The sequence below is a fragment of the Pseudomonas sp. Ps21-P2 genome, assembly GCF_039672565.1.
GTDB lineage: Bacteria > Pseudomonadota > Gammaproteobacteria > Pseudomonadales > Pseudomonadaceae > Aquipseudomonas.
The window spans coordinates 15,179-40,361 of the sequence record NZ_JBDFPL010000015.1 but is presented as its reverse complement, the minus strand read 5'-3'; the positions used below and the strand labels follow the sequence as shown (position 1 = coordinate 40,361).

Annotated in this window: 23 protein-coding genes; 14 read left to right on the top strand and 9 right to left on the bottom strand. The window is 60.2% G+C overall.

The window, feature by feature from the left end; all coding sequences use genetic code 11:
* Positions 1-47: 47 nt before the first annotated feature.
* From ABEH28_RS26250 to ABEH28_RS26240, 3 genes are read left to right on the top strand one after another with little or no spacing between them, the layout of a single operon-like run.
* On the top strand, positions 48-353 hold the full coding sequence (locus ABEH28_RS26250) for a DUF2388 domain-containing protein (protein ID WP_282365496.1): 306 nt from the start codon (positions 48-50) through the stop codon (positions 351-353).
* A gap of 38 nt (positions 354-391) precedes the next feature.
* Entirely contained in the window at positions 392-712 is a 321-nt protein-coding gene (locus ABEH28_RS26245) for a DUF2388 domain-containing protein (protein ID WP_037017155.1), read from the top strand.
* A complete protein-coding gene (locus tag ABEH28_RS26240; protein ID WP_346631487.1) occupies positions 709-2,670 on the top strand; it encodes a DUF4105 domain-containing protein in 1,962 nt (653 codons plus the stop codon). Before ABEH28_RS26245 ends, ABEH28_RS26240 begins: the two co-directional genes overlap by 4 nt.
* A gap of 30 nt (positions 2,671-2,700) precedes the next feature.
* Here ABEH28_RS26240 and ABEH28_RS26235 read toward each other — a convergent pair whose 3' ends face one another.
* Positions 2,701-3,102: a GFA family protein gene (locus ABEH28_RS26235; protein WP_192174464.1), complete on the bottom strand. Its 402-nt coding sequence runs from the start codon at positions 3,100-3,102 to the stop codon at positions 2,701-2,703.
* 322 nt (positions 3,103-3,424) lie between these two features.
* Here ABEH28_RS26235 and ABEH28_RS26230 point away from each other — a divergent pair, with 322 nt between their 5' ends.
* The 9 genes from ABEH28_RS26230 (at position 3,425) to ABEH28_RS26190 (ending at position 13,782) form a co-directional block, all read left to right on the top strand.
* Complete coding sequence (locus ABEH28_RS26230; protein ID WP_192174463.1) at positions 3,425-4,732, top strand: CitMHS family transporter; 1,308 nt, start codon at positions 3,425-3,427, stop codon at positions 4,730-4,732.
* Positions 4,733-4,798: 66 nt separating this feature from the next.
* Positions 4,799-5,566, top strand: a complete 768-nt coding sequence (locus ABEH28_RS26225) for a TerC family protein (protein WP_192174462.1) — start codon at positions 4,799-4,801, stop codon at positions 5,564-5,566.
* Positions 5,567-5,828: 262 nt separating this feature from the next.
* Positions 5,829-7,472 carry a Na/Pi cotransporter family protein gene (locus ABEH28_RS26220; RefSeq protein ID WP_192174461.1) on the top strand — a complete coding sequence of 548 codons (1,644 nt, stop codon included), beginning with the start codon at positions 5,829-5,831 and terminating at the stop codon, positions 7,470-7,472.
* A gap of 67 nt (positions 7,473-7,539) precedes the next feature.
* Positions 7,540-8,922, top strand: coding sequence for an insulinase family protein (locus tag ABEH28_RS26215; protein WP_346631486.1), 1,383 nt, complete (start codon positions 7,540-7,542; stop codon positions 8,920-8,922).
* Positions 8,923-9,050: 128 nt separating this feature from the next.
* Positions 9,051-10,226 carry a DUF5924 family protein gene (locus ABEH28_RS26210; RefSeq protein WP_346631485.1) on the top strand — a complete coding sequence of 392 codons (1,176 nt, stop codon included), beginning with the start codon at positions 9,051-9,053 and terminating at the stop codon, positions 10,224-10,226.
* Between the two features lie 10 nt (positions 10,227-10,236).
* Positions 10,237-11,406 carry an ABC transporter permease gene (locus ABEH28_RS26205; protein WP_346631484.1) on the top strand — a complete coding sequence of 390 codons (1,170 nt, stop codon included), beginning with the start codon at positions 10,237-10,239 and terminating at the stop codon, positions 11,404-11,406.
* Positions 11,403-12,209, top strand: a complete 807-nt coding sequence (locus tag ABEH28_RS26200) for an ATP-binding cassette domain-containing protein (protein WP_346631483.1) — start codon at positions 11,403-11,405, stop codon at positions 12,207-12,209. The genes ABEH28_RS26205 and ABEH28_RS26200 overlap by 4 nt, the downstream gene beginning before the upstream one ends.
* Complete coding sequence (locus tag ABEH28_RS26195) at positions 12,209-13,147, top strand: MlaD family protein (RefSeq protein ID WP_122623686.1); 939 nt, start codon at positions 12,209-12,211, stop codon at positions 13,145-13,147. Before ABEH28_RS26200 ends, ABEH28_RS26195 begins: the two co-directional genes overlap by 1 nt.
* Positions 13,144-13,782, top strand: coding sequence for an ABC-type transport auxiliary lipoprotein family protein (locus ABEH28_RS26190; protein ID WP_346631482.1), 639 nt, complete (start codon positions 13,144-13,146; stop codon positions 13,780-13,782). The genes ABEH28_RS26195 and ABEH28_RS26190 overlap by 4 nt, the downstream gene beginning before the upstream one ends.
* Here ABEH28_RS26190 and ABEH28_RS26185 read toward each other — a convergent pair.
* From ABEH28_RS26185 to ABEH28_RS26160, 6 genes are all read right to left on the bottom strand, one after another.
* Complete coding sequence (locus ABEH28_RS26185) at positions 13,755-14,993, bottom strand: spore maturation protein (protein ID WP_192174455.1); 1,239 nt, start codon at positions 14,991-14,993, stop codon at positions 13,755-13,757. The two genes, ABEH28_RS26190 and ABEH28_RS26185, sit on opposite strands and share 28 nt — an antisense overlap.
* Before the next feature lie 97 nt (positions 14,994-15,090).
* A complete protein-coding gene (gltP, locus tag ABEH28_RS26180) occupies positions 15,091-16,422 on the bottom strand; it encodes a glutamate/aspartate:proton symporter GltP (RefSeq protein WP_346631481.1) in 1,332 nt (443 codons plus the stop codon).
* 699 nt (positions 16,423-17,121) lie between these two features.
* On the bottom strand, positions 17,122-17,526 hold the full coding sequence (locus ABEH28_RS26175) for an inhibitor of vertebrate lysozyme family protein (protein WP_244656044.1): 405 nt from the start codon (positions 17,524-17,526) through the stop codon (positions 17,122-17,124).
* 65 nt (positions 17,527-17,591) lie between these two features.
* A complete protein-coding gene (locus tag ABEH28_RS26170) occupies positions 17,592-17,756 on the bottom strand; it encodes a DUF1328 domain-containing protein (RefSeq protein ID WP_002555679.1) in 165 nt (54 codons plus the stop codon).
* Positions 17,757-17,845: 89 nt separating this feature from the next.
* Positions 17,846-18,130, bottom strand: coding sequence for a hypothetical protein (locus tag ABEH28_RS26165; protein ID WP_192174452.1), 285 nt, complete (start codon positions 18,128-18,130; stop codon positions 17,846-17,848).
* Between the two features lie 272 nt (positions 18,131-18,402).
* Positions 18,403-19,257 carry a BON domain-containing protein gene (locus ABEH28_RS26160; RefSeq protein ID WP_346631480.1) on the bottom strand — a complete coding sequence of 285 codons (855 nt, stop codon included), beginning with the start codon at positions 19,255-19,257 and terminating at the stop codon, positions 18,403-18,405.
* Between the two features lie 256 nt (positions 19,258-19,513).
* On the opposite strand from ABEH28_RS26160, the gene algB reads away from it, so the two are divergent.
* Both algB and ABEH28_RS26150 read left to right on the top strand, forming a co-directional pair.
* The gene (gene algB, locus ABEH28_RS26155; RefSeq protein ID WP_192174450.1) at positions 19,514-20,860 is read left to right on the top strand and encodes a sigma-54-dependent response regulator transcription factor AlgB; all 1,347 of its coding nucleotides are present in this window, start codon (positions 19,514-19,516) and stop codon (positions 20,858-20,860) included.
* Positions 20,861-20,870: 10 nt separating this feature from the next.
* The gene (locus ABEH28_RS26150) at positions 20,871-22,658 is read left to right on the top strand and encodes a KinB sensor domain-containing domain (protein ID WP_192174449.1); all 1,788 of its coding nucleotides are present in this window, start codon (positions 20,871-20,873) and stop codon (positions 22,656-22,658) included.
* 15 nt (positions 22,659-22,673) lie between these two features.
* Here the strand turns inward: ABEH28_RS26150 and ABEH28_RS26145 are convergent, their stop codons facing one another.
* Complete coding sequence (locus ABEH28_RS26145; RefSeq protein WP_346631479.1) at positions 22,674-24,293, bottom strand: EAL domain-containing protein; 1,620 nt, start codon at positions 24,291-24,293, stop codon at positions 22,674-22,676.
* Between the two features lie 91 nt (positions 24,294-24,384).
* On the bottom strand, positions 24,385-25,161 hold the full coding sequence (locus ABEH28_RS26140; RefSeq protein ID WP_172610133.1) for an N-acetylmuramoyl-L-alanine amidase: 777 nt from the start codon (positions 25,159-25,161) through the stop codon (positions 24,385-24,387).
* Between the last annotated feature and the right edge of the window lie 22 nt (positions 25,162-25,183).

Below are 25,183 nucleotides of genomic sequence, written 5' to 3'. Positions count from 1 at the left end.
CTAGCCTTGCGACTCGTTTCGCCGAACCTGAACAGCCCTGAATAGCCATGCATTCGTTGTTTCGCCTCGTGCTTGCCGTCACCGCGGCCTTGAGTATTTCAACTCAGGTTCTGGCGTTCGACGTGACAACACAAAGCCTGGTCAAAACCGGATACGCCACCAGCCAGGTAACAACCGGGCCTTTCGATAGCAAGTTGATAATTGCCGCCCAGGATGATGCTGCAGTGTTTGTCGCCAGTGACGGCCAACTGCGAGGAGCACGGCTGGAGTCTGCGCTGGCGTACCTGCGTCAAACCCGCCCAAAACTTCATGCAAGCGACCTTGAACTGGCGCAGGCAATCCTCGTCCAATAGTCACTTTTTTTGTAACTACCGTATTTTGGAGACGTTCCATGCGTACCCCGTTGATCGCTGCCGCCCTTGGCCTGCTCTTGCTGACTGATATGGCACAGGCACAAACCCTGAAGGCCACCAGTAACATCGTCGTTCGCGCCCTCGGCCGCAGCATCGATTTCACCTCCGACACCACCTCATCCGTGCGCAACTGGAAACTCGTGCTCGAAGCGCGCGACGACGCCGCCAGCTATGTTGCCAGTAACGGTGACATCCATGGCGCACTGCTCGACGCTGCGTTCATCACACTGCGTGACCGCCTGCCTGAAGCCCGTAATGCCAGTGATCAGGACCTCGCCGAGGCCATCCTCGCACTGTGAAACGCCTCGCTGTCTGGCTGCTGACGTCGGCGCTCTCGCTGATTTGCACGAGCGCCTTCGCCGACCTCAGCCTGTCGCTGCACAACGACGGGCTCAGTCCTGCGCAACAAAAGGCCAGCCAGACATTGCTCGACGAAGCCATGGCGCACCTGCCGCCATTGTTCGTCAGCAAGCTTGATCGCAAGGTGGAAGTGCATTGGACCGACGACATGCCGTCCAATGCCTACGGCCGTGCAGACGGTCCCTACCGTCTGGACCTGAATGAGCACCTGCTCGCAGGCCTGACCGACGGCAGCGCCGCAACGACACGAACCAACCGTCCTCACGGCACCGTGCGCGAGGAAATGCTCGCCACGGTCCTGCATGAGCTGACCCATATTTATGATCACGCGCAGCTCTGGTCCCCTGAAGACCGCAAGCTGATCGTTGCGTGTGCCCGGCAGGGCAAGAGCGTGGGGAAGGTTGGCCTGCGTGACAGCTGCCGGGGGCAGACCGACCGACGTTTCACGCTGAGTGATGATCCGCGCCTTCTGGATCTGGCGGGATGGCCGCAGTACGTCGGCCGCCGCGGTGACAGGGAAGAGCGCAATGGCCAGGTCGCGCGCAGCCCGGATATCTACGAAATCAGCAGCCCGCTGGAATTCGTTGCGGTGAACATGGAGTACTTCCTCCTCGATCCGGCCTACGCCTGCCGCCGTCCGGCGCTGTACGACTATTACAAGGCTCGGTTCGACTGGGCGCCAGCGACGAAGGATCAGTGCCCGACGTCCTATCCTTATCTCAACGCCGGTAACGACTTTGCCCGAGAGCCACTGGGCAAGCTCGACCCCGAGCGGGTGTATGAGGTCGATTACCTGCTGGCTGAGGCCAACCAGAATCTGGCGAGCCGTTGGGGTCACAGCATGCTGCGGCTGGTGATCTGCAAGCCCGGTCGCCCACGCGGCCCGGACTGCCGGCTGGACCTGGATCAGCACTTGGTGCTGTCGTATCGCGCGTTCGTCAATGATCTGCAGCTGTCCAGCTGGAGCGGCTTGACCGGCAAGTATCCGTCGCGCCTGTTTGTCCTGCCGCTGGGTCAGGTGATCGATGAGTACACCAAGACCGAACTGCGCGGCCTGGCCTCGGTCCCGCTGAAACTCTCCCGTGAGGAGATTAACGGTCTGGTTCAGCACGCAGCCGAGATGCACTGGGCCTATGACGGGGATTACTGGTTCCTGTCCAATAACTGCGCGGTGGAAAACCTGAAGCTGCTGCGCAGTGGCACTAACGATCCGCGGCTTGTCGGGCTGGACAGCATCATGCCCAATGGCCTGCTGGAAGTGCTGAAGGGCAGGGGGCTGGCGGATACCAGCGTGCTGGACGATCCCAAGAAGGCGCTGCGCATGGGCTACCGCTTCGACTCGTACCGCGACCGTTATCAGGCGATGTTCGATGTGCTGCGCAAGACCACCAACGTCAAGCAGACCACCGTTGAAGACTGGCTGGCATTGACGCCCCAAGAGCGGCGTCCTTATTTCGCTCAGGCTGACTTGCGTACCAGCGCGGCAATGCTGCTGCTGGAACAGGCCGGACTGCGTCGTCAACTATTGCTCGCGCAGGATGAGGTGAAACAGCGTTATCTAAGTGCTGTGGAGCAAAAGGATAACGGCGTTTCCAAGGCGACCGGTACATTGCAGGACATTCTGGCCAACAGCGGATTCCTGAGTCGCCCGGCGGAACTGCTCGGCAGCGGCGGCTACGGTCTGCCGCAGGAAGGCGAGTGGCAGCGTCTGGAAGACGAAAGTAGCCAGCGCCAGAAACAACTGCAGCGGCTCAGCGGTGATCTGGATAAAGAGGTGAGGGCGCTGCTTGATCCCGACCGCGCCGCCGAGATTGCTGCGACCGAAGACAATCTCAAGCAGGTCGGTGATCACCTGCGGGCATTGCACAAAGCAGCCGGCGGCCTGGAGCTGCCTTGATCGTTGCGCAACTGCACGCCCCGCGATGATTCAGTCAGTTTCCCCAGGCTCACCCGGCAGATGCTCGTCCAGGTGCAGCCAGGGCAGGCGGCTGTCGGTCCAGATATGCCGATCGGCAGGCGTGAGCTCCGGGCGATCAAGGGTGGCGATAGTCACGTCCATAGTCTCCGGGCTGTTGCGGCTGAACAGCGCGACCTGCGCCCCACAGTTATTGCAGAAATACCTGACGCACGTCGGCCCTGAATCATAGGGGGTCGGACTTCCCGCCAACCATTTGAAAGCCTCGACCGGCACGCTGGTCCACGTCATGACGATCCCCCCTGACGTGCGCCGACAAATCGTACAGTGGCAGTGGGCAACGTCATCCACGGGCCCATCGATCTGGTAACGCAGATTGCCGCAATGGCATCCGCCGGTATGCAATTCACTCATGAGCAATCTCCAGGTTATGTAGGGGTCTGACCGCATCCTGGGGTCGATAACTCAAACTCCCGCTCGTCAACTTCAGAAGTGCAACGAAAGCTGGCTGAAAGCTTCCCCGTTTAGCATCACCTCACCGCCGGCGACAGACCGGTCGGCCAGGACGAACGCGCTTGACGTTCTCCGGCCCATCTACAACAACAATTAGGTGATTCCCGATGCTTGCATGTGCCCAGCAGTACCCCCTCCGTAATCCCCGACTCCACGCGCCGCTCGTTTTGAGCTGATCGATTCGTCTCGTCCGTTCCCCGCCGCGTAACGCTGGAGTATTGCTATGTTGACCTTCCTCGGCTTCGCCATGGTCGTCGCCTTCATGTACCTGATCATGAGCAAGCGCCTGTCAGCGCTGATTGCCTTGATCATCGTTCCTATTGTTTTCGCTCTGTTCGGTGGTTTTGCCTCCGAAATCGGCCCGATGATGCTGGCCGGCATCACCAAACTTGCGCCAACGGGCGTGATGCTGATGTTCGCCATCCTTTATTTCGCGCTGATGATCGACTCCGGGCTGTTCGACCCGGCCGTGCGCAAGATCCTCAAGCTGGTGAAAGGCGACCCCGTCAAAGTGTCGGTCGGTACGGCGGTGCTGGCGCTGGTTGTCTCGCTGGACGGTGATGGCGCCACGACGTACATGATCTGCGTGGCCGCCATGCTGCCGCTGTACAGCCGTCTGGGCATGAGCCCGCGCATAATGGCGGGCCTGATCATTCTGGCCGGCGGCGTGATGAACATGACCCCATGGGGCGGCCCGACCGCGCGTGCGGCGAGTGCCCTGCATGTCGATCCATCCGACATCTTTGTGCCTATGATTCCGGCGATGCTGGCGGGCGTTGTGGCGATTCTGGTGATTGCCTACTTCTACGGCAAACGTGAACGTGCGCGCCTGGGCGAACTGCACTTGCCCGGTGACGAAGGCGATCACAGCGACATCAGCGTTTCCCAGTTTCCTGAAGCCCGCCGTCCCAAGCTGATTTGGTTCAACGCCGCACTGACGCTGGCGCTGATGGTGGCACTGATCATGGGCCTGTTGCCGCTGCCGGTGCTGTTCATGATTGCGTTCAGTATCGCCATGATCGTCAACTACCCGTGCCTGCAAGCACAGAAAGACCGCGTCGCTGCCCACGCCGGCAGCGTGCTGGCAGTGGTCGGACTGATTTTTGCTGCGGGGATCTTTACCGGTATCCTGTCTGGCACCGGAATGGTCGACGCGATGTCGAAGAGCCTGCTGGCCGTGATTCCTGAAGCGATGGGACCTTATCTGGCCGTGATCACTGCGGTGGTCAGCATGCCGTTCACCTTCTTCATGTCCAACGACGCGTTCTACTATGGCGTGCTGCCGGTACTGGCCGAAGCCGCTTCGCATTACGGCATCAGCCCGGTGGAAATGGCACGTGCCTCGATCGTCGGCCAGCCCGTCCACCTGTTGAGTCCGTTGGTGCCGTCGACGTATCTGCTGGTGGCACTGGCGGGCATCGAATTCGGTGATCACCAGCGCTTTACCCTCAAATGGGCCGTGCTGGTGTGCGTGTGCATTCTGATCGCCGCGCTGCTGATGGGAATCTTCCCGTTCTTCAGCAGCCTATAACGCAACTCAACGCTCCCTCTGGCGCAACCGTGCCGGAGGGAAAACGAACGCTCAAAGGAATACGTAATGGAATGGCTGACCAACCCTGAGATCTGGGTTGCTTTCTTCACGCTGACCGCCCTGGAAATCGTGCTGGGCATCGACAACATCATCATGATCTCGATCCTGGTCAGCCGCATGCCCAAGGCCATGCAGCCGCGCACCCGTATCTTCGGCCTGGCGCTGGCGATGGTGACGCGGATTCTGCTGCTGCTGTCGATCACCTGGGTCATGCGCCTCACCGACGACCTGTTCGTGGTCTGGGGCCAGGGCATTTCCGGACGCGACCTGATTCTGTTTTTCGGTGGCCTGTTTCTGTTGTGGAAGAGCTCGCAAGAGATCTACCACGGCATGGAAGGCGAAGAAGAGACGCTGGACGAGCCGAAAGGCAAGGGCGGCATGTTTCTGTACACCATCATTCAGATTGCAATCATCGACATCGTATTCTCGCTGGACTCGGTCATCACTGCTGTCGGTATGGTGTCCCACGTACCGGTGATGGTGGCGGCGATCATCGTGGCGGTGCTGATCATGATGCTGTGCGCGGGCGTCATCAGCGACTTCATCGAGAAGCACCCGTCGCTGAAGATGCTGGCGCTGTCGTTCCTGATCGTCGTCGGTACCGTCCTGATTGCCGAGTCGTTCGATGTGCATGTGCCGAAGGGCTACGTCTACTTCGCCATGGCGTTCTCGCTGGCAGTTGAAGCGATCAACATCAAGATGCGCACGTCGATGGCTAAAAAACGTGCGATGCAGGACCCTGTGAAACTTCACAAGGACGTGCCGGGTCAATAACGTCCGCCGCACAGACGTCAAAACAACGGGGCTGTGAACGCCCCGTTTTTTATTGGCAGAGCGCAAAAGTGTGGCGTTCAAACACCTGATTTATGACAGATTTGTTTCAAGAAATAATCCGCTGTGCCATGCTGGCATTAAGGCCACAGGCCGACTAAAGCTTTAGTTGAGCGCGCTGTTCGATGCACCTCAAGCGCGTACGCTCGCTACACGCTGGACCTTTTAACTTTGCCCAATGGGCAACCTACAGGGGGCTCTCCGTATGCTGACCCTGCTCGATTTGCTTTCCGCCGTCGCGCTGTTGATCTGGGGCACACACATCGTTCGGACCGGCATTCTGCGTGTCTACGGCTCGCAGCTGCGCCGAGTCATTGGCCAGAACATGTCCAAACGCCCGCTGGCATTTGTCGCGGGGATACTCGTCACCGCGCTGGTACAGAGCAGTAACGCCACGGCAATGCTGGTGACGTCGTTCGTTGGCCAGGGCTTGATGGGCCTGACGCCCGCCCTGGCCATCATGCTCGGTGCCGACGTCGGTACAGCGGTGATGTCGCGAATCCTGACGTTCGACCTGTCGTGGCTATCACCGCTGCTGATCTTTCTGGGCGTGATCTTCTTTCTGTCGCGCAAACAAACCCGTGTAGGCCAATTGGGTCGTGTCGGCATTGGCCTGGGCCTGATCATTCTCGCTTTGCAACTGATCGTCACTGCCGCCGCGCCGATTACCCAGGCTGCAGGTGTGAAGGTGCTGTTTGCGTCACTGACGGGCGATCTTCTGCTCGACGCACTGGTCGGTGCCATGTTCGCGTTGATTTCTTATTCAAGCCTTGCGGCCGTGCTGCTGACGGCGACCCTCGCAGGCGCCGAAATCATCAGCCTGCCGGTGGCGATCGGTCTGGTGATCGGCGCCAACATCGGCAGTGGTCTGCTGGCGTTCCTTAGCACCAGCATGCAAAACGTCGCCGGTCGGCAAGTGGCGCTGGGCAGCCTGCTGTACAAGCTGATCGGCCTGCTGCTGATCACCCCGGTGCTGACCCCGCTGGTGGCGTGGATGGACACGCTGAATGTCAGTCCGTCGAGCCTGGTCATCAGCTTTCATGTGATCTACAACTCCCTGCGCTGCCTGATCATGCTGCCGACGGTGGGGCCGATGGGGCGTCTGTGCGCGTCGATTCTGCCGCAGCAGGCCGAGATCAACGGCCAGACCAAGCCTCGCCATCTGGACCTGACCGCACTCGCCACACCAAGCCTGGCGCTGGCAAACGCGGTGCGCGAAACCTTGCGCATGGGTGATCTGATCGACAGCATGCTCAATGCCATGCAAGAAGTACTGCGTGGCAACCAGACGGCGGTCACTCAGGAAGTGCGCCGGCTCAACGACGATGTCGAGGTGCTCTACAACGCCATCAAGTTGTACCTGGCGCAGATGCCGCGCGACGACCTCAGCGATCAGGACAATCGCCGCTGGGCCGAGATCATCGAGCTGGCGATCAATCTGGAACTGGCCAGCGGGCTGATCGAGCGCATGCTGCGCAAGGTCCAGCAGCAGAAAACATCGCAGCGGCGGTCGTTTTCCGACGTCGGCCTGGAAGAACTCTCCGGGCTGCACGAGCAACTGATGGCGAATCTGCGTCTTGGCCTGTCGGTCTTCCTCAGCGGTGACCCGGAAAGCGCGCGCCAGTTGTTGCGCGAGAAACGTCGTTTTCGGGCACAGGAGCGGCGTCTGGCCCACGCCCATGTCAGCAGACTGCAACGCAAGATCGTGCAGAGTATCGAGACCAGTTCTCTGCACCTCGAGCTGATTTCCGACATGAAACGCCTGAACTCGCTGTTCTGCAGCAGCGCCTACGCGGTCCTTGAAACCACCGACACAGGCGCCTTGTCCAGCGAGGGCAACGCGGATTAGCCGTGGTGAACGCAGGGGCCTCTGCGAAGTCTGTTACACATACCGGCCCGCAAGGAAGCCCGATTTTATGCGTTGCCTGCTGTTCGTTTGTCTGATTCTGACATCCCTTTCTTCCATGGCCCTCGACCGGTTTCAGGTCGAGGGCTACGTGCTGCCCAACGGTTTGCAGTTGCTGCTCAAGCCTGCGGACAAAGGTCACGTCGCTATCCGCCTGGTCGTGGGTATTGGCTTCGATGACTTCAAATGCGAAGACAAAGAACTGCCGCACCTGCTTGAGCATCTGCTGTTCAGCGGGATCGACAACAGCGGTGAGGGCGGCCTAGAGCAGCAGATGCAGGCGTTGGGCGGTGAATGGAACGCGTTCACCAGCAACACCGACACCACCTTTGTCATCGAGGCGCCGGCGCAGAATCAGCGCAAGGTGCTCGACCTGCTGCTCAATCTGCTGACCCACACGCAAATCAATCAAGCCAATCTGGACACCGCCAAGCGCATCGTCGCTCGTGAAGACGGGGGCCATTATTCGCATTTGCAACGCTGGCTGGACAAACGCGACCTGGGCCACGGCGCCAGCAGCCAGCTTGCCGTGGAGCTTGGCCTCAAGTGCCCGGAGCGGCCTGAGGTCGATCACCTGACGCTGGAGCAGATCGAGAATATCCACGACAACTGGTACGCCTCCAATAACATGACGCTGATCATCGTGGGCGAACTCGACAAGTTGCTGCCTGCTTATTTGGAGCGCACCTTCGGCCAGCTCAATGCGGTCGATCCGACGGAACATCCGCCGCTTCGTTCGATAACTGAAAAGGCCGATCCTGAGCGCACGCTGGTGCGGGGCACGTTGGGCGATGGCGCGAAGCTGCATCTGCTGTTCCCCGAGCCAGACATGGGCGAGCAGCATGATGAAACCTGGGATCTGGTGAAAGCGTATCTGGACTGGGCGCTGTACAGCGAACTGCGTCTGGACAAGGGTTATTCCTACGGGCCATGGGCCGATCGCGAAGCATTTGGGGACACCGGTTTTCTCAGCCTAAACGCTGATCTCAACCGCGAAGACGTCGATTCGGCCACGGCGGCGGTACGCTCGATGCTCCAGCGGCTGCGCAAGGAAGGCATGGACCCGGCGACCTTTGCGCGGCTACAGCAGGCGTCCATTGCCAAGCAGGCCTGGGCGGTTCAAGGCAACAGCGCGTTGGCCGACTATTACTGGGGTGCGCTGAATGATTACGATGATGGCCGCTTTGAGGATCCGGCCAAGAGGATCCGAGGCGTGAGTCTGGATCTGGCCAATCAGGCGATGCGTCAATTGCTGGCGCAACCCGGGTATCTTCGCGTTGAGGAGCCACTGCTCAGCTACGACGAGCTGTACGCAGTCGGATGCCTTCTGACGGCACTGGTGGCGTTGCTGATCCTCTGGCGGTGGCGGGTATACAAGAAGAGGCCGTTGTAAGCGAGGCGCTTGGCGTTTCAATATTTCGACGAAGTGGGCGCAGTCCGGCTTGGTTATTTTTAATACACCCAGCTCCGTACATCCATACTCCAACACCAAGACTCACCCACGAAGAGCGACGCCCCGAGATGCCAGACATTAACGCAATCATTCAGCACTCGCTGGTACAGCGAGTGCTGGAGTTCATCAAGCGCTACCCCGGGCTGATTGCGTTCTTCGGGTTCTGCTCAGGCATCGGCAGCTTCATTCTGGTGGATCGCCAGGCCAAGCTGGCGACCTGGATTGCGGTCATTCTGCTGGTGAGCTGGATCTGGCTGATGGTTGAAAACAGCGCCGTCGCCCTGTTCGCGAAGCTGTTCAAACGCGAGATCCCGCAGCCGCTGTTGCGCTACGGCACCCAGATGATCCATCAGGAAAGCCTGTTTTTCGTACTGCCGTTCTTCTTCGTCACCACCACGTGGTACAGCGGCCAGCTGGCGTTCACCGGACTGCTCGGGGCGGCAGGCCTGATTTCGATCATCGACCCGCTCTACTACAAATGGCTGGCGCCGCGCCGCTGGCTGTTCATGGCCCTGCACACCCTGACGCTGTTCGCCGCACTGCTCACGGCGCTGCCGATCATCGTTCACCTGACCACGGCCGAGAGCTACAAGCTGGCACTGGGCATTGCGATGCTGCTGTCGTTCCCGAGCCTGGCATCGGGCTACCCGATCAACAACTGGAAACGCGGTCTCGGCGTGGTGGCCATGACACTGGCCATCGGAGGGGTGGGCTGGATGGCGCGATTCTGGGTGCCGCCGGCAACCCTCTGGCTGACCGAGGCGGCAATCAGCACGCGCTTCGATAACCAGAATCGCACCCCCGGCGAGAGCATTCAGGAGATCGGCGTCAACCAGCTGCGCAACGCCGGGCTCTACGCCTACACCTCGATCAACGCCCCGCGCGGCCTGAATGAACGGATTTATCATGTGTGGCGCCATAACGGCGAGGAAATAGAGCGCATTGCCCTAGACATTAAGGGCGGTCGTGAGGAAGGCTACCGGGCCTGGACGCACAAACAGAATTTTCCGCCGGACGTGTTGGGTAAATGGCAGGTGAGGGTGCTCACTGAGGACGGGCAGATGATTGGTGTGCTGCGCTTTGACGTCACCGAGCGCGACCAGCCTGCCGTCACGCGCAACAAGATCAAGCCGGCAGGCCTGAAGCCAGGCACCGACGCTGCGGATCCGGATGATTCGGAGGCGAAAAAACCTGCGGACAGTGCGCCAGCCGAGAGCCCATCTGCCCCGGCCAAAACCAACTAAGCTCGTCGCTATGACCCCACTGACCACGCAGGCTTCCTCCGCGCCCAAGGTTCCAGGACGCGTCTTACTGGACACTTCGATCAATCCCGTGCAACTGCGGATTGCCGGGGACTGGACGCTTGCCCATTACCGCGAACTCAAGCGCCAGACCGATGCGCTGAGCGCCGGATTCGGTCCAGCCACCCTCGTGGACATGGACGAACTCGGCGCCCTCGATACCGCCGGCGCCTCGTTGCTGGTGGAGCTCCTCGGCGTGCAACGTCTGCGCCTACTGGCCGTGCAAGCGCCCAACCTGCCAGAATCCAGCCGCGCGCTAATGCAGACCATCCAGAGCGCACTGGCAGATTATTGCCAGCCAGTCCGAGAGCCCGAGGCGGCCGTGGGCATGCAGCTGCTGTCGCGAATTGGCTCGGCAGTGGACGTGATCTGGAAGGACACGCTGCAGCTGCTCGGCTTCACCGGTCTCATCCTGCAGACCTTCGCGTCCACCCTGTTTCGCCCCAAACGCTGGCGCACCACGTCCGTCATCGCCCACATCGAGCAAATCGGCCTGGACGCCGCGCCCATTGTGGCGCTGCTGACGTTCATGGTTGGCGCCGTAGTGGCCTTCCTCGGCGCCACGGTGCTGAAGGCCTTTGGCGCTACGATTTTTACCGTTGACCTGATCGGCTTCTCGTTCCTGCGGGAATTCGCCGTGCTGTTGACCGCCATCCTGCTGGCCGGTCGCACGGCCAGCGCCTTCACCGCGCAGATCGGCTCGATGAAAGCCAACGAGGAATTGGACGCGCTGCAAACCCTGGGGCTAAGTCCTACAGAACTGCTGGTATTGCCCCGCGTGATCGCGTTGCTTATCTCGCTGCCCATGCTGACCTTTCTCGCGATGATCTGCGGCATCGTCGGTGGCGGCGTGGTCTGCGCTCTGTCGCTGGGCATCTCGCCGGCGATGTTTCTGTCGTTGATGCAGGCCGACATCGGCGTGCAGCACTTTCTCGTCGGCATCGCCAAGGCGCCGATCTTTGCGTTCTTCATTGCAGCGATCGGTTGCCTGGAGGGCTTCAAGGTCGAGGGCAGCGCTGAGTCCGTTGGGGCACACACGACGTCGAGCGTGGTGCAGTCCATTTTCGTGGTCATCGTGCTGGACGCATTGGTCGCGATGTTCTGCATGGAGATCGGCTGGTGACCCGCCGTTGCGTTCAACCCGTCGAGACGGTGATTGAGGTCCGCGGCTTGAGCAATCGATTCGGCGCGCAGGTGGTGCATGAGAACCTCGATCTGGACCTGTATCGCGGGGAGATCCTTGGCGTGGTGGGCGGTTCCGGCGCCGGCAAATCTGTGTTGCTGCGCAGCATTGTCGGGCTGCAAAGGCCTGCCTCAGGAAGCGTCCGCGTCTTGGGTCAGGACTTGCTGAATCTGTCCGACAAAGCGCGCTCTCAGGTGGAACGACGTTTCGGGGTGCTGTTTCAGAAAGGCGCGCTGTTCTCCTCGCTGACCATCACGGAGAACGTCGCGCTCCCGCTGATCGAACACGCCGGACTTAGCCGCGAGGAGGCCGAGCATCTGGCGGGGATCAAAATGGCGTTGGCCGGGCTGCCGTTGTCGGCGGCGCACAAATACCCCGCGTCGCTCTCAGGCGGCATGATCAAGCGCGCGGCGCTGGCACGAGCGCTGGCGCTGGATCCGGACATCCTGTTTCTGGACGAACCCACTGCCGGGCTCGATCCGATAGGCGCCGGCGCCTTTGATCAGTTGATTCTGACCCTGCGCGACGCCTTGGGGCTGAGCGTGTTCATGGTCACCCATGACCTCGACACGCTTTATACAATCACCGACCGCGTCGCCGTGCTGGCGCAGAAGCGCGTGCTGGTTGCGGACACCATCGACAGGGTGTCGGCGACCAAGGACGCCTGGATTCACGAATACTTTCATGGCCCGCGCGGCCGCTCGGCCTATTCGGCGGCCACCCACCCACACGAGGTCTCATGATGGAAACCCGCGCCCATCACGTTCTGATCGGCCTGTTCACGGTGATCGTGGTCGCTGCCGCGCTGCTGTTCGGTCTGTGGCTTGCCAAATCCAGCGTCGACTCGGCGTTCAAGGACTATCAGGTTGTCTTCAACGAAGCGGTGACGGGGCTGTCTCGCGGCAGTCCAGTGCAGTACAGCGGGATCAAGGTGGGTGACGTCGTGCAGTTGCGCCTCGATCCCCAAGACCCGCGCCGGGTGCTGGCGCAGATCCGCGTGGCCGGTGAAACCCCGATCAAGCGCGACACCTTCGCCAAACTGGCACTGGCCGGCATCACGGGTACATCGCTTATTCAGCTCAGCGGCGGCACACCCCAAAGCGAGGAACTGAAGGGCGAGGGCGGCAACCTGCCAGTGATCATCGCCTCGCCGTCGCCCATTTCGCGGCTGCTGAACGACAGCGATGATTTGCTGAGCGGCAGCACCGCATTGCTGCACAACGCCAACGCGATGTTTTCTTCCGAGAACGTGGAGACGTTGTCACGCACCCTGCAGCATCTGGAGCAAACCACCGGGGCCATCTCCGATCAGCGCGACGACATTCGTCAGGCGTTGAAGCAGATGACGCTGCTGAGCAAGCAGGCCGGTGCGACGCTGGAGCAAACCTCAACACTGATGCGCAATGCAAACCAGCTGCTGACCAGCGATGGCAGGCAAACCATCGCCAGTGCGCAGCAGGCGATGAAATCCCTCGAACAGAGCAGCCAGACCATCAATACGCTGCTCAAGAACAACCAGAATTCGGTGAACGATGGCCTGCAAGGGCTGGGCGAACTGGGCCCGGCGATTCGCGAGCTGCGTGAAACCCTCAGCTCATTGAAAACCATCTCGCGCAGCCTGAACGCCAACCCGAGCGGCTACTTGCTGGGCAGCGAGAAGAATAAGGAGTTCGAGCCATGAGGCTTGTCGGTCAGTCCATCACTCGGCTGTTATTGGCGGCCGCCGTGCTGTCCCTCGGCGCCTGCTCGATCCTCCCCGAGCAGGCGCCGTCAGACGTTTACCGTTTGCCGACGGCATCGCCCGCCAGCAAAGTGACGGCGCCCGTATCGTGGTCGTTGCGGGTGGTGCGGCCCAAATCCAGCGAGACACTGGACAGCCCGCGCATCGCCGTTATCCCCGGGGGCAATGTCATCAGCAGCTACAAGGGCGCGCGCTGGAGTGACCCGGCGCCGGTGCTGCTGCGCAACCGACTGACCGATGCTTTCTACCGCGACGGGCGAGTGCAGTCGATCAGCACCGACTACAGCAATCTGCAGGCCGATTTTGAATTAGGCGGAGAGCTGCAGGCGTTTCAGAGCGAGTATCGCGGGGCGGCCATTGAAGTGGTGATTCGTTTTGATGCGCGCCTCGCCGACGATCGCCAGCGGATTGTGACGAGCCGGCGTTTTGAAGTGCATCAGCCGGTGGCCGACAAGCAGGTGTCAGCGGTGGTCTCGGCATTCGGTCAGGCCAGCGATACGCTGGCCGCCCAAATGTTGCAATGGACTGTCGAGCAGGGTGAAAAGCGTTACACCGTCGCGCCGAAGAACCAGTAGCAGACGGCGATCGCGGCGACCACACCGGCGAATTCCGCCAGCAGCGCGCAGCCCACTGCGTGTCGCGCGCGCTGAATGCCCACGGCGCCAAAGTACACCGCCAGCACGTAGAACGTAGTTTCGGTGCTACCTTGAATCGTCGCCGCGACGAGGGCCGGGAAGCTGTCGACGCCCTGGGTTTTCATGGTTTCGATCAGCATCGCCCGCGCAGCGCTGCCGGAGAACGGCTTGACCAGCGCCGTCGGCAGCGCATCAACGAAGCGCGTGTCCAGGCCGACCCACTGAATCCCGTGACGAATGCCTTCGAGGATCAGATCCAGCGCGCCCGATGCGCGCAGTACCCCAACAGCGCAGAGCATTGCGACCAGATACGGCAGCAGGTTCTTGGCAACGTCGAAGCCTTCTTTCGCGCCCTCGACGAAGGTTTCGTACACCTTGACCTTACGCAGCGCGCCAACCACCAGGAACAGCATGATGATGCCGAACAGCGTCACGTTGCCCAGCACCGACGAGAGGCTCGACAGCGCAGCAGCGGACAGCCCGGCGAGTACCGCCATGAAGCCGCCCAGCAGCAACGCGCCGGGAATCAGGTAAGCGAGCACCACCGGGTCCCATAACTTCAGGCGCTGCATAAAGGCCACCGACAGCAGTCCGACCAGCGTCGAGGCGCTGGTGGCGAGCAGGATCGGCAGAAAGACCATGGTGGGATCGGCGGCGCCTTGCTGGGCGCGATACATGAAGATGGTCACCGGCAGCAGCGTCAGCGAAGAGGCGTTGAGCACCAGAAAGAGGATCTGCGCGTTGCTGGCGATGGTCTGGCTGGGGTTGAGCTCTTGCAGCGAGCGCATGGCCTTGAGACCGATGGGCGTGGCGGCGTTGTCCAGACCGAGCGCATTGGCGGCGAAGTTGAGGGTGATCAAGCCTAACGCCGGGTGGCCGCGCGGCACTTCAGGCATCAGGCGATGAAACAGCGGCGCCAGGACTTTGCCCAACCAGTCAACGATACCCGCCTTTTCGGCAATGTTGAGAAAGCCCAGCCACAGGGTCAGGGTGCCGAACAACAGCACCATGACCTCCACAGACAGCTTGGCCATGGCGAAGATGCTCTCGACCATGGCGGCAAAAACGCCAGCATTGCCCCCGACCAGCCACTGCGCTAGCGCAGAAATCGCCGCGACCACAAAAAACCCAAGCCATAGGCCGTTCAGCATACAAATCCCCTCGCAAGATGCGGCGATGATAACGGCGGGGGCAGAAACAACAAACCCCGGCCGGGGCCAGGGTTTGCTGATTTACGCCAGACAGTGATTACTCCACCGTCGATTGACCCGTCGGCAGAGGGTCCTTGCCGCGCCAGTGCGGCAGGGAGTTCCAGTAGCGCTCGCCCTTGGCGTCGTCGTACATGCCTTCCCAGCGCGAGATCACCAACACCGCCAGTGCGTTGCCGATCACGTTCAGCGCGGTGCGCGCCATGTCCATGATGCGGTCGACGCCGGCAATGAACGCCAGGCCTTCCAGCGGAATGCCCACGCTGCCCAAGGTTGCCAGCAGCACGACAAACGATACGCCCGGTACACCGGCAATGCCCTTGGACGTCACCATCAGGGTCAGGACCAACATCAACTGCTGGCCGATTGACAGATCAATGCCATACAGCTGCGCGATGAACAGCGCCGCGATGCTTTGGTACAGCGTCGAGCCGTCGAGGTTGAACGAGTAACCGGTCGGCACCACGAAGCTGCTGATGGCCTTGGGCGCCCCGTACGCTTCCATCTTCTCGATCACGCGCGGCAGCACGGTCTCGGAGCTGGCGGTGGAATAGGCGAGCACCAATTCATCTTTGAAGATGCGCATCAGCTTCAGCACCGAAAAGCCAAACAGGCGCGCAATCAGGCCCAGCACCACAAAGGCAAAGAAGGCGATGGCGACGTAAACCAGAATCACCAGCTTGGCCAATGGCAGCAACGAGGCAAAGCCAAAGTTGGCGACTGTCACGGCGATCAGCGCGAACACGCCAATCGGCGCGTAATTCATGATCATGTGGGTGACCTTGAACATGGTCTCCGACACGCCCTGGAAGACCTTAACCAGTGGATCACGCACTTCCGCATTCAGGCTCGACAGGCCCAGCCCGAAGAACACCGAGAAGAAGATGATCGGCAGCATGTCGCCACGGGCGACCGCCGCGAAGATGTTCGACGGGATGAGATTGAGGATCGTCGCGACGAAGGCATGGTCATGCTGCACTTCGGAGGTGGTCTTCTCGTACTGCGAGATATCCACCGTGCCCAGCGTGCTCATGTCGATGCCGGTGCCGGGATGAAAGACATTGGCCAGCAGCAGACCCACAACGATGGCGATCGTGGTGACGGCTTCAAAATAGAGAATGGTCTTCAGGCCGATGCGGCCAAGCTTCTTGGCGTCCCCAACGCCCGCAATGCCTACGACCAGAGAGGAGATCACAATCGGGATAACGATCATTTTGATCAGGCGGATAAAGATGTCGCCCGCCGGCTGCAGGATGTTGCTGATCCACCAGGCCTTCTCGGTGCTGAAGTGGTTCAGGACGGCGCCGATGGTGATACCCAGGACCAGGCCGATGAGGATCTGCCAGGCGAGGCTCAGTTTTGCCTTCTTCATGTCATTACCTTGTTGTCATTGCCGGGACATCCCCCAACCACACGTTCATCATTGCGCTTGCCAGCAAGCGCGACGCCGCGGTCGCCGTCAGGACTGTCTCGTAAGTGGCCGCAGGCGAGCATCCGAGCTCTGAGCAGGCGAAAAAGGCGCAACTATTCCCACGGTGACTGTCATCGTCTAATGCCGTAAATAACTACCCCATGCCGAATCGGCATGATGAAAATCAATCACTTACGTTGCAGTGCGCCAAAAGAGGGCGAACGTAGTTGACTGGAGAATGCTGAGAAGTGGCTAAAACGTCGCCTGTAGCCGATTTACGCGAGGCGTGGTGGCAATATGACAGATTGGTCAAAGGTGGCCGACAAGCCATTTAAGCGGGGGATTTTTGGCGATATACGGTCGTAGGAAACGTAGAAGCAGCTCTGTAGGACTCTTGAAGACCGGAGACCTTTGAGGGAATAGAGGGTATTTGCGCCTCACAAGTCCACTGTCGGATAAAGGCTAAAACCGTATCGGACGATGGACTTGCGTTGCGGCTTGCCTGACCCGGCCCACGTGTGGGAGTACTCCTTGTACACCTAGGACGCTTCAATCACTCCGTTGACCGTAACGCCCCGGCCCCTTGGTCATACGCGCACCGTCTTCGGGCTGCGCGCCTATCAGGACGGTCTGTCAGGGACAGGTCTCCCCTCATTCAAATCAGTACCAGTTCGGGTCTTTCTTGAGCTGCTCTTTCAGAAGGCCTTGCATGCCTTCGTCCGGTTTGCCCAAAAACCGGTAATCCGCATGACGCGTCGGCGATTTGTCTGCGGGAAGTCCCGCCGGCACCTCGACCAACATGGCGTAAGCATGGGATTTGTCGAGACTGAAAGCGACGATGAGACGCTTGTTGCGGCAAGTGTCCTGGGTTTCGCAGAGCGGCCCTACCAGATACTTGTCACCGTCTTCGGTCACGGCGTTCATTTGCTCCGCGGCACCAGAGAGATTGATCACCCAGTCGGGCAGTCGCTCTTCCTTCTTCACGACGCTCGACCACGTCTCGCGGTACTCGGGATTGGAGCTCAAAAGCTCGTTCGCCCGAGACTGACCGTCGTTGGCCGCCATAGCTGTAACGCTGGCGCTCCCAAGGAGCGCCAATGTCAGTGCATGGAAATGCTTGAAGCCCATATTCAGCCTCGGCCGCGACGGCCAAAGAAGAACGACACCACGAACATAACCAGGAAGACCACGAACAGGATCTTGGCAATGCCGGTAGCAGTACCTGCGATACCACCAAAACCAAGGACGGCTGCAACGATAGCGATGATCAGAAATGTTATTGCCCAACTCAACATGGTGAATCTCCTTACTGTTTATTGATTTTTTTGCTACGTCGAGGCGTCGGAATGACCCTCGGGGTAGATCGCGTCTTCGACCCGGAAGTTCAGAAAACCCAGCTTTGCTGACGTGGCGCTTCATCAGGAGTAGCGGCCGCGTCATCAACTTGCATGCTCAGGGCGACATCCGAGGCTTTCAGCGCACTTGCCTTGGCAAACGGTACGGTGTGGGCATGGGAGTAGTGGACCTGAGTCACTTCCTGCTTCTGATTCCAGTGATTGAACTGCTGCACACCAATGAGCGTGATCATCAGCGCCAGACTGGCAAACAAAACCTGCTGCAAATGCAGAGGTGAGATACGCAGTTTGTTGGCGAGATGTTGAGCGTTCATTCAGCGGACTCCTGGCAATCTTGTCGGCCGTCTGTTCGGGCCTTTGTTACCAAGGGTATTGCACGCCGTGTGCCAGCTTTCTGCAGGCCAATAAACCTTTATAAATCAATAACTTATAACTACCACCCGGCAGCGTCTTACGCGCAAGCTGCACGATTGAACATTTGCCATCGTGCGGAATGCACGAACGGCCTGACACCACGTTGGCGGCCGAATTCATTCAGGATGTAATTTCTAATCTCAGAACCGTCATTCGACCGCCGCGTAACGCTCTAGCCTGCACTGCGCGCCGTGACGCGCAGCGTGTCGGCATCGACGCCTTTAACCCCGCGAATGTTGCGCGCGATTTCGACCGCGAGTTCCTTCTCGGCGTAATTGGCCACCACACCGTCCAGCGTGACTACTCCGTTTTTGGTCTCAGCCTTGATGTTCAAGCCATCGAGGGTGCGGCTATATATAAGGCTGGATTTCACCTTGCTGGTGATCCATGCATCGCTGAATTCCTCGCGAACGGCATTGGCCTGGAGTTCGCTCTGCTCTTTGATGGCCTGGGTATCTCGCGCACTGACGCTGATGAGGTTGTTCACCTCCGTCACGCCGTCCGTATTGGTGGCCAGGCTTCCGGCCAGCTGCTTGGCATCTGCGTCTTTCGCCTGCCCCTTAAGGGTGACGACACCCTGAGCAGCGCTGACATCGATATTCAATGCCTCGGTCACGCTGTTCCAAAGCAGCTTGGATTTGATGGTTGCTATCAGCGTTGCGTCGTCGAAACGCTGGGCCATGGTGGCTTTGGTGCCCGGATCGGCCGCGACCTGCGGATCGATCTCAAGCTGATTATCGACCTTGTTGATGCCCTGAATGTCGCCCGCTATCTGCGCCGCAAGATCCTTGTCGACCTGGTTTTCGACCTTGCCTTTGAGGATTGCTGTGCCTTGTTCCACATCCACGCTGATCTTGAAGGGACTCAAATGCCGGTTCAGGGCAAAGGCGGTCCAGATCGAGCCCTCTTGGCGCGCTTCGGCCAGTTGGGTCGGCAGATCGGCGGCTGCGGCGTGAGCGATGACGGGCGTCAGTCCGAGCAGGCTGGCGGTAGTGATGGCCAGGGCGATCTTCTTCAACGGGGGCATGGGAATCTCCAGACAATTGCAAAAGGTACCTCTGGACAGACTGGTCTTTCGCCCAGATGTTCGGCGCGGCCTGATTTTGCCCACATGGAGATTCGGGGCAACGGTAATCCCACGTGCCCTGCCATGGATCAGCGCATAACGGCTTTTTTCAGAAGATCGCTACCATGCAGCGTAAAGAATCAATCAGAATGAACCATGCAACTTGCCCGATCTTTCCGGGACTAACACAGACTATTCACTGAGGAGCGTAGGAAAAATGGAAGCAGCCGCTGAGAATCAGGGCCGTATTCTGCTCGTGGATGATGAATCCGCCATCCTTCGCACCTTCCGTTATTGCCTGGAAGACGAGGGCTACAGCGTAGCCACCGCCAACAGCGCGGCGCAGGCGGAATCGCTGCTGCAGCGTCAGGTATTCGATGTGTGCTTCCTCGACCTGCGTCTGGGCGAGGACAACGGGCTGGACGTTTTGGCGCAAATGCGCGTGCAGGCGCCCTGGATGCGCGTGGTGATAGTGACTGCGCACTCAGCGGTCGACACCGCCGTGGATGCGATACAGGCCGGCGCTGCCGATTACCTGGTCAAACCCTGCAGCCCGGATCAACTGCGCCTCGCCACTGCCAAGCAGCTTGAAGTCCGCCAGTTGTCCGCGCGACTCGAAGCGCTGGAAGGCGAAGTACGCAAACCGAAGGACGGCCTTGATTCACACAGCCCGTCGATGATGGCGATCCTCGAAACCGCCCGCCAAGTCGCCAACACTGACGCGAACATCCTTATCCTCGGCGAATCCGGTACGGGTAAAGGTGAGTTGGCGCGGGCGATTCACGGCTGGAGCAAGCGCGCCAAGAAGGCCTGCGTGACCATCAACTGTCCATCGCTCACCGCCGAATTGATGGAAAGCGAACTGTTCGGCCATAGCCGTGGCGCCTTCACCGGCGCCAGCGAAAGCACCCTCGGTCGGGTGAATCAGGCGGACGGCGGTACGTTGTTCCTTGATGAAATCGGCGACTTCCCGCTCACGTTGCAGCCGAAACTGCTGCGCTTTATTCAGGACAAGGAATACGAACGCGTCGGTGACCCGGTCACCCGTCGTGCCGACGTGCGCATCCTGGCGGCGACCAACCTGAACCTTGAAGACATGGTCCGCGAAGGGCGTTTCCGCGAGGACCTGTTGTATCGCCTGAACGTGATCACCCTGAACCTGCCGCCGCTGCGCGAACGAAGCGAAGACATCCTGACGCTGGCGGACCGCTTTCTGGCGCGCTTCGTCAAGGAATACAGCCGCCCGGCGCGTGGCTTCAGCGAACAGGCGCGCAGTGCGCTGCTCAACTACCGCTGGCCCGGCAACATCCGAGAGCTGCGTAACGTGATCGAGCGGGCGAGCATTATCTGCCCACAGGAAAAAGTCGAAATCACGCATCTGGGCATGGCAGAACAACCGGTCAACAATGCCCCGCGTGTCGGCGCAGCGTTGAGCCTGGATGAGCTGGAGAAAGCCCACATCGGCGCAGTACTGGCCACCAGCGATACGCTGGATCAGGCCGCGCGCACGCTGGGCATCGACGCCTCGACGCTGTACCGAAAACGCAAGCAGTACAACCTGTGACAGGGCGCCGATGATGTTTGCGATGAAGTTGCGCACCCGACTCTTCCTGAGTATTTCCGCGCTTATCACCGTTGCCCTGCTGGGGCTGGTGCTGGGGCTCGTCAGCGTCATGCAGATGGCCAAATCTCAGGAATCATCAATTCGGCACAACTTCATCACCCTCGATATCGGCCTGAAGCTGCGACAGAACCTGGGCGACCAATTGGTCTTGATGCTCCAGGACAACCCCGATCAAGCGGCGATCAAGCGCAATCAGGAGGAGTTCCAGAACCTGCTCGATCAGGGCATTGATCATGATCAGCAGACCGGCGTTCCCAGCGGATTCGAAGCGGCACGGGTGAACTACGCCCGCTTCGTCAAAACCATTGAGCAATCCAGCGAACATGGTGACGCGATCCGCGACGATGAGGCCGTGACAGAGGCGTTCAACACGTTGCGTAACGGCTTGCTCGACGCCCATCGTCAGGCGCTTGAGAACATCAGCCAGGCTGAAACTGCGTCAAGATCGCGAGCGCTCTGGGTTTCCGCGCTGCTGGGACTGGTGGGGCTGGCGGTGCTGGTTATCGGCTTCGTCACTGCCCACGGCATCGCCCGGCGTTTCGGCGGTCCCATCGAGCAGCTGGCCAAGGCGGCGGACCGGATTGCCCAAGGGGATTTCGACGTTACGCTGCCCACATCCTCGTCGGATGAAATGAATCTCCTGACTCACCGTTTCGGCATGATGGCCGACGCGTTGCGCCAGCATCAGAAAACCAATGTCGATGAACTGCTCGCCGGCCAACAGCGCTTACAGGCGGTGCTGGACAGCATTGACGACGGTTTGTTGATGATTGATCGACAAGGGCGGCTTGAGCACCTGAACCCGGTCGCGCAACGGCAGTTGGGCTGGGAAGAAAGCCGCTTGGGCCAAGGGCTCGGCGAAGCGTTGCAACGCCCGGAACTGGACGAGCAGCTGTATCTGGTGTTGCGCGGCGGCACGTTGGAACGGGCACCCGATGACCTTTCCATCGAGATCGACGGTGAAGTCCGCCTGCTGACCTACAGCCTCACGCCGGTCAGCCACACCAAAGGGCACATCGTCGGCGCCGTGATGGTGCTGCACGACGTCACCGAGCAGCGGGCATTCGAACGGGTCCGCAGCGAGTTCGTGCTGCGCGCTTCCCACGAGTTGCGCACGCCTGTCACCGGCATGCACATGGCTTTCGGCCTGCTTCAGGAGCGCGTGCATTTCCCGCCGGATTCGCGAGAGAAGGACCTGCTCGACACCGTCAATGAAGAAATGCAGCGCCTGATGCAGTTGATCAACGACCTGCTCAACTTCTCGCGCTACCAGAACGGCCTGCAGAAGCTGACGCTCGAACCCTGTGACATCAACGAATTACTCGAAGCGGCGCGTCAGCGCTTCGCCGATACCGCCCACGATCAGGACGTCATGGTGCTGCTGGAAACCCAGGAGCCACTGCCGCGGGTACAGGCGGACAAGGCGCAGCTGGACCGCGTGCTCGACAACCTGCTTGATAACGCTTTGCGCCATACCCCGAAATCCGGCCTGATCCGCTTGCAGGCGCGGCGTCATGGCGAGCGGTTGATCATCAGCGTGGAAGACAACGGCGAGGGCATTGCCTACGGCCAGCAAGCCCGAATCTTCGAGCCTTTCGTTCAGGTTGGACGCAAGAAAGGTGGGGCAGGCCTGGGGCTGGCCCTGTGCAAGGAAATCGTTCAGTTGCACGGCGGGCGAATGGGCGTGTATTCCCGACCTGGGCAGGGTACGCAGTTCTACATGGCGCTGCCGCTCTAGACCGGCATTGCTGCGCTACGCCACATCATCCGCACGCCGCCCGGCGCTGCGTCTGCCGCCGGTCACCAGTTCAGTGAACTTGGTCGCGCTCAGGGGCCGGGCGAACAGCCAGCCCTGGCCATACATCACCCCTTCGCTTTTCAGCAGCATCGCCTGTGACTCGAACTCGATGCCCTCGGCGATCACCCGCAGTTGCAGCGCATGGGCCATCCGAATGATATGCGGCGCCACGCCACTGCTCGCGGCATCGTGGCCGAGGGCGTCAATAAACGCCTTGTCGATTTTCAAACAGTCCACCGGCAGCGTCTGCAGATAGGCGAGGCTGCAATAGCCGGTGCCGAAGTCATCGATCAACACCTGATGGCCCCGATCGCGCAGCGCCTGAAGATGATTGCGCGCGACTACCACGTCCACGAGGCCACGCTCAGTGACTTCAAACGCAATCTGCCGAGGCGCCACCCGGTGTAACGCCAGCAGCTTCGCCGTCACTCGGCCGATGCGTGGGGCCATGACATCGCACGCTGCCAGATTGACTGACACGTACAGGTGCGGATTGGCGCGTAAAAGCTGGCCGAGCTGCTCCAGCAATTGCTGGAGCACGAAATCGGTGATCTGACGGATCTGCCCGGTGTTTTCCGCCAGCGGGATAAAAAGGTCAGGACTGGTCAACGTGCCGTCCGGTCGCCGCCAGCGCACCAACGCCTCGGCGCCCACGCACAGCCGCGTGTTGAGGTCGAAAATCGGCTGATACAAAACCTTCAGCTCTCCGCGGCGCAATGCCCCGTGCAGCTCACCGCCCAATGACTGCCGTTGACGCACCAGTTGCAGGACGAGAATGCCGATGAACAACGAAATCAACAGGCTGGCCGGGACCAGCAGCCACCACGCACCGGTGATCTTCTGTTGCAAGGCACTGCGCGGGGTAATCAGGACCAGTTGATATTCCGGGCTCTGGGTCGGCATCCGGTAGACGAGTTTGTCTTGGGTGGACATCAGCGTTTCGGTGGAGGTCGGCGACCAGTCCGGCGTGGGCGGCCATGTCTGAGGCGGGCCCAGGACCGGGACTGCCTTGGAGCCACGATCTAACACCACCACCAGGCTGCCGCCCGCCGGCAGGTCAACGACGTCAGTCAAATGGCCGCGGGAGGTGGAAACACGAAACTCCCCGCGCCCGAGCATCAGTGAAGCCAGGTTGTCGTCAGGCTGGGTGGAGGTATTCAGCCAGTAATCATAAGTGGGGCCGCGAATGTCCGGCGGCCTGGGCTTGCCAATCAGGCTCTGCCGCGTCCAGCTTGAACAGAACTGACTTTCGCTGACGTACGCCACTTCGTAGATAAAACGGTAGCGCGAGTTCACCTGACGTAACTGCTCGATCATTGCGGGGCTGCAACCGCGCAACGGCTGCACTTCAAGTTGATCGAGCCCGGCCCTCAACTGACCGAATAATTGCTCCAATCGCACCAGAAAGCGCTCGCCCTGTGCATTCATTTGGGCACGTTCGTCCTGCCGGGCCTGATGCATCGCCAGCCCGAAGCTGCCCGCCAGCAAGACGGCCGCGCTTAACAGCGCGGCCACTAATGCCAGAAGCCAGGGACGATAAAGTAAAGAGCGCAGTCGCGGCGTCGCCGTGAACATCGGCAGTCATCCAGATGGTGGGATTTCCATAACCACTGAGGTATAGCAACAAGCGCAGAAATAGTCCGAAAAAACCGGCAATTAGCGGAATTTAGTGCCTGAAGTTAAGTACTTGCAGCATAGCTGCACTTTGCAGATCCGGCTCACCGTCAAATTTTTGTGGTCGATAGTGCATCTGAAACGCAGCCAGTGTGTGACGTGTTGCGATGTCCAGCTCACCGGTCTGCGGCGTCGGGTAACCCAGCAGCGCCAGTTGCTGCTGGAACCACACGATATTTGGTACGACGCCCATCAACTGGGTTTGACGCTGTGCGACCTGTTGTTCATCCGGCCAGATGCCCAGGCCTTCCTGGGCCAGCCGCTTCCATGGGAACAACGGTCCCGGATCGAGCTTGCGCAACGGCGCGATGTCGCTGTGACCAATGACGTGACGGGGTTCGATGTGGTTGCGTTTGACGATGTCTTTGAGCAGAACGATCAGCGCCTGAATCTGCGCTTCGCTGTACGGATACCAAAGCCGACCCGTAGGCGTGTCGCGATAGCCCGGATTGACGATCTCGATGCCGATGCTGCTTGAGTTGAGCCAGGTGCGCCCGTCCCATTCGCTTTCACCGGCGTGCCATGCGCGCTGGGATTCGTCGACCAGCTTGTAGGTGGTGGCCGGACCGTCGCCGATCAGGTAGTGCGCGCTGACCTCACCGTGGGTCAGCAAGGCCAGCGACCGGTCGAGGGAAGCAGAGGTGTAATGAACCACCACGAACTGCACGCGGCTGTCGAAATTGACGGAAGGGTGGCTGGTGTCGATCTTCGGACCGCTGCTGCAAGCGGTCAGCAGCAACAACAGAAACAGGGCGGAAATAGACTTCATGGCGGCACGACGTGTAGGCAAA

Excerpts from the sequence above, each read along its gene's own strand:
- ABEH28_RS26250 (WP_282365496.1), top strand. The coding sequence starts at position 48 with ATGCATTCGTTGTTTCGCCTCGTGCTTGCCGTCACCGCGGCCTTGAGT.
- ABEH28_RS26245 (WP_037017155.1), top strand. The coding sequence starts at position 392 with ATGCGTACCCCGTTGATCGCTGCCGCCCTTGGCCTGCTCTTGCTGACT.
- ABEH28_RS26235 (WP_192174464.1), bottom strand. The coding sequence starts at position 3,102 with ATGAGTGAATTGCATACCGGCGGATGCCATTGCGGCAATCTGCGTTAC.
- ABEH28_RS26230 (WP_192174463.1), top strand. The coding sequence starts at position 3,425 with ATGTTGACCTTCCTCGGCTTCGCCATGGTCGTCGCCTTCATGTACCTG.
- ABEH28_RS26225 (WP_192174462.1), top strand. The coding sequence starts at position 4,799 with ATGGAATGGCTGACCAACCCTGAGATCTGGGTTGCTTTCTTCACGCTG.
- ABEH28_RS26220 (WP_192174461.1), top strand. The coding sequence starts at position 5,829 with ATGCTGACCCTGCTCGATTTGCTTTCCGCCGTCGCGCTGTTGATCTGG.
- ABEH28_RS26215 (WP_346631486.1), top strand. The coding sequence starts at position 7,540 with ATGCGTTGCCTGCTGTTCGTTTGTCTGATTCTGACATCCCTTTCTTCC.
- ABEH28_RS26210 (WP_346631485.1), top strand. The coding sequence starts at position 9,051 with ATGCCAGACATTAACGCAATCATTCAGCACTCGCTGGTACAGCGAGTG.
- ABEH28_RS26205 (WP_346631484.1), top strand. The coding sequence starts at position 10,237 with ATGACCCCACTGACCACGCAGGCTTCCTCCGCGCCCAAGGTTCCAGGA.
- ABEH28_RS26195 (WP_122623686.1), top strand. The coding sequence starts at position 12,209 with ATGGAAACCCGCGCCCATCACGTTCTGATCGGCCTGTTCACGGTGATC.
- ABEH28_RS26190 (WP_346631482.1), top strand. The coding sequence starts at position 13,144 with ATGAGGCTTGTCGGTCAGTCCATCACTCGGCTGTTATTGGCGGCCGCC.
- ABEH28_RS26185 (WP_192174455.1), bottom strand. The coding sequence starts at position 14,993 with ATGCTGAACGGCCTATGGCTTGGGTTTTTTGTGGTCGCGGCGATTTCT.
- gltP (WP_346631481.1), bottom strand. The coding sequence starts at position 16,422 with ATGAAGAAGGCAAAACTGAGCCTCGCCTGGCAGATCCTCATCGGCCTG.
- ABEH28_RS26175 (WP_244656044.1), bottom strand. The coding sequence starts at position 17,526 with ATGGCGGCCAACGACGGTCAGTCTCGGGCGAACGAGCTTTTGAGCTCC.
- ABEH28_RS26170 (WP_002555679.1), bottom strand. The coding sequence starts at position 17,756 with ATGTTGAGTTGGGCAATAACATTTCTGATCATCGCTATCGTTGCAGCC.
- ABEH28_RS26165 (WP_192174452.1), bottom strand. The coding sequence starts at position 18,130 with ATGAACGCTCAACATCTCGCCAACAAACTGCGTATCTCACCTCTGCAT.
- ABEH28_RS26160 (WP_346631480.1), bottom strand. The coding sequence starts at position 19,257 with ATGCCCCCGTTGAAGAAGATCGCCCTGGCCATCACTACCGCCAGCCTG.
- algB (WP_192174450.1), top strand. The coding sequence starts at position 19,514 with ATGGAAGCAGCCGCTGAGAATCAGGGCCGTATTCTGCTCGTGGATGAT.
- ABEH28_RS26150 (WP_192174449.1), top strand. The coding sequence starts at position 20,871 with ATGATGTTTGCGATGAAGTTGCGCACCCGACTCTTCCTGAGTATTTCC.
- ABEH28_RS26145 (WP_346631479.1), bottom strand. The coding sequence starts at position 24,293 with ATGTTCACGGCGACGCCGCGACTGCGCTCTTTACTTTATCGTCCCTGG.
- ABEH28_RS26140 (WP_172610133.1), bottom strand. The coding sequence starts at position 25,161 with ATGAAGTCTATTTCCGCCCTGTTTCTGTTGTTGCTGCTGACCGCTTGC.